This is a genomic window from Methylobacterium sp. WL8 (assembly GCF_008040045.1).
Lineage (GTDB): Bacteria > Pseudomonadota > Alphaproteobacteria > Rhizobiales > Beijerinckiaceae > Methylobacterium > Methylobacterium cerastii.
Genome location: NZ_VRVF01000134.1, coordinates 1 through 5793 on the forward strand (window position 1 = coordinate 1; position 5793 = coordinate 5793).

Sequence of the window (5793 nt, forward strand, 5' to 3'; positions counted from 1 at the left end):
TCACACGCCTTCCGTCCCTCGCTGGGGTCGACGGTCTGCCCAAATCCCCATAGCTCTGCGCCCGCCATCCCGCGGGTTCGTTCTTCCACGACTTTCGTACGCCTCGCGGCGCCCGAAACTCTTCAGGGTTCACGACGTTCCGCTTTGAGGCCAAAGAGACCAGAAAGCGGACATCTGTTGTCGGGGCGGCGGACAAGAGCTGCTACGCTGTCGCCCGACTATGCAGCCCGCACTGTAGCGAAAAAGTGGTCAACCTCGGCGGCGAGGTACTCCAACTAGCGCGAAAGCTCGGAGGCCGCGCTGAGCATCTGAGCGGCCGCCGTGCCAGTCGGGATCGTGGAGAACGTGAGAAGGGATCGACCGCAGATCAACAGCAAGGGCATCACTGAACAGGGCGTGCCATTCCAGAAACGGCATACGCTACGTACTGCAACCCTGGAACGCATAACTGAGAATTATATTCTACCTGGAGTTGTGCAGCAGTAGCTGAGTTCTTTCAGCTCCAGGGATAGGCGGCCATCCCTATGGCGATCGACCCGAACAACCTGTCGCAGACCGCGACGTTGACCTTCGCCGAGGAGTTCGACGCCTTCGATACCTGGAATGGCACGACAGGTCTCGACACGGTTGGAGCACCGCAATGGTCGACCAAGATCCGCGCGACCGGGACGATGCCATACAACGACGAGTCGCAATACTACGTCGCAGGAGCCGACGGGGCGGCTGGTGCCGGCAACAGTTTGCCGAACCCGTTCCACGTTGCCGACGGTGCGCTGACGATCTTCGCCGCGCCGGCCGCCCCCGACATCCAGGGATCGCTGGAGGGACAGGCCTACACGTCCGGGATGATCAACACCTATCACGAGTTCAGCCAGACCTACGGCTACTTCGAAATGCGCGCAGAACTCCCGGCCGGTCATGGCCTATGGCCGGCTTTCTGGATGCTGCCGGAGGACGGGAGCTGGCCGCCGGAACTCGACGTGATGGAGATGATCGGCAGTGAGCCGACCACCCTGCGCAACACGGTCCACAGTCAGGTCTCCGGTGACCAGAAGGTCGATGCAACGCATTACCTGAATGAAGCCAACGTCACCGTCTCGGACATGACGTCGGGCTTCCACACCTACGGCGTTGATTGGGAACCCGACACCATCACTTGGTACTACGACGGGCAGCCGACCTTTCAGGCTGCTACGCCGGCCGATCTCGACAAGCCGATGTACCTAATCGCTAACCTCGCCGTCGGCGGGGCCTGGGCCGGCGACCCGGACGCCACGACGCCGGTGCCGGCGCAGATGACCATCGACTATATCCACGCCTATGCGAGCGCGCCGGCCTCCTCGGCGCTAACCGACACGTTCCACTTCCGCGACGCGGGCACGGGGGACGACCTCTACACCACAAGCCCGAGCGAACGGCAGTACATCGCGCAGAACCTGCCGTCCTACACCGAGGAGGGCGTGGCCTGGATGGCGCCGGCGCCAAGTGCGGACACGGTGGACGTGTTCCGCTTCGTCGATACGCGGACGGGCGAGCACTTCTATACGGCGAGCATCGCGGAGCGTAACCATATCGACGCGATGATGCCAAGCTTCCACGACGAAGGTGTGGCGTTCCAAGCCTACGCCGACCCGGCGCTGGCCGGGGCCGACGCGTTGACGGTGCAGCGGTTCCTCGACACTGCAACTGGCGACCACCATTACACCGCGGGCGACGCCGAGACCGCGGCCTTCGAGCAAGCTCAGACGGGCGCAAATTGGGTCCACGAGGGAGTTGCCTTCACGGTCCATACTCCCGTGACCGGCACGTTGGACTATTAGCTGTGCAGTCCCGGTGTGAGGCAGCCTCAGCGAAACTGATGCCGCCACGTCACGGCACTGAACAGCTAGCGAACGCTTTATCAGCTCCTGGCCAACCTCAATGACTACAAATGCCACCGAAGTAGGTCGAATTTAGAACGTCTGATTCAAAATGAAATATCCGCCTATACTTCCAGCCGCATCATATTTTTCAGCAAATATTCGTAATTATTTTTAAAGCATTTGTTTCATTCAATATCTGATAATATCACTACTCTACGAGATAGTAGACATATAGTTCTGATTTTCATGGAAGTGATCGGAGGAAAGTAAATCTGCAGAGTGGGACAGCCCCGTGGCTTCACTGTTTGCTGGGCTTTTTGATTGAGATCTACGCGCCTTCAGGGCGCGCAAGTGTGCAGCGCACGCGCCTTATCGCGCCCTTCATAATCGTGAGTCGTAAAAAGATGATGGCGAGGCATAGCGGTTCGGTAGAACTCACGGGTGCCCTGGCGTCATGCCGGGCAGCGTTCGTCGGCGTTGCGGCGATGAGCGGTCTGGTGAACGTCCTGTACCTCACCGGCTCGTTCTTCATGCTGGAGGTCTACGACCGGGTGATCCCGAGCCGATCGGTGCCGACGCTGATCGGGCTGATGGCGCTGGCGCTGGCGCTGTACGCGTTCCAGGGGGCGCTCGAGGCGATCCGCTCGCGCATCCTGGCACGCATCGGTGCGGCGCTCGACGAGGCGCTGTCGGGGCGGGTGTTCGACGTCGTGGTGCGCGCGCCGCTCAAGGGCGCGGTGCCCGGCGACGGCTTGCTCCCGCTGCGCGACCTGGACCAGATCCGCGCGTTCCTGTCGGGCACCGGCCCGTCGGCGTTCTTCGACCTGCCGTGGCTGCCGATCTATCTCGGCGTCTGCTTCCTGTTCCATCCCCTGATCGGGGCCGCCGCGCTGGGGGGCGCCGTGTTCCTCGCCGGCGTCACCTGGCTGACCGACCGCGCCACCCGCAGGCCGGCCCGGGCCGCAACCGGGCACGGCCAGCGCCGCAACGGCCTGGCGGAGGCCGGCCGGCGCAACGCCGAGGTTCTGGCGGCGCTCGGCATGCAGGGACGCTTCCAGGCGCGCTGGGCCTTGGCCAACCGCGACTACATGGACGCGCAGCAGCGCACGGCGGACGTGGCAGGCGGCTTGGGTGCCGTGTCCAAGGTGTTCCGCATGGCGCTGCAATCGGGTGTGCTGGCGCTCGGCGCCTGGCTCGTCATCCAGGGCCAGGCCACCGCCGGCATCATCATCGCGAGCTCGATCCTGGTGTCGCGGGCGCTGGCGCCTGCGGAGCTCGCCATCGCCAACTGGAAGGGCTTCGTCCAGGCGCGCCAGAGCTGGGCCCGGCTCTCGGATCTGCTCGCACGCATCCCGGCCGGGCAGCCGCGTCACAGCCTGCCGGTGCCGTCGCAGACGCTGACGGTGGAGGCGGTTACGATCGCCCCGCCGGGCGCCCAGCGCGTGGTGGTCAGCGAGGTTAGCTTCGCGCTTAGTGCCGGGCAAGGCCTCGGGGTGATCGGCCCCTCGGCATCCGGAAAGTCGAGCCTGGTGCGCGCGCTGATTGGCGTGTGGCCGCCCGTTCGTGGCAAGGTACGCCTCGACGGGGCAGCTCTCGACCAATGGGACCCGTCAGAGCTTGGTCCCCATCTCGGCTACCTGCCGCAGGAGGCTGAGCTGTTTGCCGGTACGATCGGCGAGAACATCGCCCGCTTCGATCCGGACGCGGCCCCCGAGGCGGTGATCGCGGCAGCGCACGCGGCGGGCATTCACGAGATGGTGCTGCGCCTGCCCGAGGGCTACGACACCCGGGTCGGAGAGGGCGGGGCGGGGCTGTCGTCCGGGCAGCGTCAGCGCGTCGGGCTGGCACGGGCGTTGTACCGGGACCCGTTCCTAGTGCTCCTCGACGAGCCCAACGCCAACCTCGACGCCGAGGGCGAGAACGCCCTGACGCGGGCGATCCTCGGGGTGCGGGCCCGCGGCGGCATCTGCATCGTCGTGGCGCACCGCCCCTCGGCGCTGGCGGCGCTGGACCTCGTGCTGATGATGGCCGACGGACGCGCCCAGGCCTTCGGCCCGAAGGACGAGGTGTTCAAGCGCGTGCTGCGCGCCGCCCCCGACCCGAGCCAACCGAGTCCGTCTCAGGGTTACGCGCCGTCGATCCCGTCGCAGGCCCCCGCTCCGCACGCCTTGCAGGAAAGCGCCTGACCATGACCGACCCGGTGATCGTCTCGGCGGCCCCCGCGCCGTCCGTCCTGCGTCCGCGTGCCAAAGCCTCGATCCGCCGCCACCTGGCGCTGAGCTTGGCGCTCGGCACCGTGCTGGTGGTCGGCGTCGGCGGCTGGGCCGCGCTCACCGAGATCGCCGGCGCGGTGATCGCCCCCGGCCAGCTCGTGGTCGAGTCCGACGTGAAGAAGGTGCAGCATCCCACCGGCGGCGTGGTCGGAGAGCTGCTCGTGCGCGAGGGCGATCGGGTCAAGGCCGGCGATGTTCTGATCCGGCTGGACGCCACGCAAGTGCGGGCCAACCTCGACATCGTGCTGAAGGCGTTGGACGAGTTGAGCGCTCGCCGCGCCCGCGACGAGGCCGAGCGCGACGACGCCAAGACGATCGCTCTCCCCGTCGACCTGCTGACGCGCCAGACGGCCGACCCGTCGGTCGTCCGCCTCATCGACGGCGAGACGCGGTTGTTCTCGGCCCGCCGCGCCAGCCGCGCCGGGCAGAAGGCGCAGCTCGCCGAGCGCATCGCGCAGCTGCGCCAGGAGATCGGCGGCCTGACCCAGCAGGCCGCCGCCAAGGAGCGCGAGACGGCGCTGATCCTCACCGAGCTGAAGGGCGTGCGCGAACTCTACGGTAAGAACCTCGTGCCGCTGACACGGGTCACCGCGTTGGAGCGGGAGACCGCGAGGCTTCAGGGCGAGCGCGGGCAGCTCGTCGCTCAGACTGCCTCGGCGCGCGGCAAGATCACCGAGACCGAACTGCAGATCCTGCAAATCGATGGTGACATGCGCACCGAGGTGGGTAAGGACCTGGCCGAGATACGCGGCAAGGCGTCGGAACTCGGCGAGAAGCGCATCGCGGCCGAGGACCAGCTCAAGCGCATCGACCTGCGCAGCCCGCAGGACGGCACCGTACACCAGATGACGGTCCACACCGTCGGCGGCCTGGTCACGCCGTCCGAGCCGGCGATGCTGATCGTGCCCTGGGCCGACCAGCTCGCCGTCGAGGTCCGGATCCAGCCCCAGGATATCGACAGCGTGCGCCGCGGCCAAAGCGCGGTGCTACGCTTCCCCGCCTTCAACAGCCGCACCACGCCCGAGATCGACGGCACCGTCTCCCGCGTCTCGGCCGACGTCTCGACCGATCCCAAGACGGGCCAGAGCTACTACACCGCCCGCATCCTGGTGCCCGAGGCAGAGCGAGCGCGGCTCGGCGCCGTCCGCCTCATCCCCGGCATGCCGGTTGAAGCGTTCCTTCAAATCGGCGAACGCTCCGTCCTGAGCTATCTCGTCAAACCCCTCACCGATCAAATCGCCAAGGCTTGGCGCGAGAAGTGAGGAAATTAGACTGCTGCGGGTGAGTTTGTACCACCTCTAAGCAACTCTAAAAGCTGCTGTTATTCTAGAACTTTTGGTCAGGAAACCAGTCGTTTACCGAACGGTTGACCGTTCACATAAGCGCTTTTATGCGTCGCAGCGGGTCCGGTTACGACTCTTTGCGGACCGTCGGAAGGTCTGCTTCTAGGCTGTTGAAACAGACAGCAGCGACCGGGTCGGGTGGGAAGCGGATATCAGCGTACCGCCCGGAAGCAGACATTGCACTTTAACAGGCTGCTGCAGAAGTCTGGTGTTACGCTCGGTTTGGATCGTTATCGGTGTTTGCCACGGATTGGCCGACGTCCGAGAGGCTGGATTCTGCCTCTTCGATGGGAGCCCGGGTTACGGGCCGCGTCT

The 5793-nt window shown here is 65.6% G+C and carries 3 protein-coding genes; all 3 read left to right on the top strand.

All coding sequences use genetic code 11. From position 1 onward, the window contains the following. Positions 1 to 524 precede the first annotated feature (524 nt). Complete coding sequence (locus FV234_RS24925; RefSeq protein WP_147832334.1) at positions 525 to 1820, top strand: family 16 glycosylhydrolase; 1296 nt, start codon at positions 525 to 527, stop codon at positions 1818 to 1820. A gap of 449 nt (positions 1821 to 2269) precedes the next feature. After that, positions 2270 to 4048 (top strand): type I secretion system permease/ATPase, encoded by a 1779-nt coding sequence (locus tag FV234_RS24930; protein ID WP_147765309.1) that lies wholly within the window; start codon positions 2270 to 2272, stop codon positions 4046 to 4048. Positions 4049 to 4050: 2 nt separating this feature from the next. Continuing rightward, entirely contained in the window at positions 4051 to 5397 is a 1347-nt protein-coding gene (locus FV234_RS24935; RefSeq protein ID WP_147832335.1) for an HlyD family type I secretion periplasmic adaptor subunit, read from the top strand. Positions 5398 to 5793: the final 396 nt, after the last annotated feature.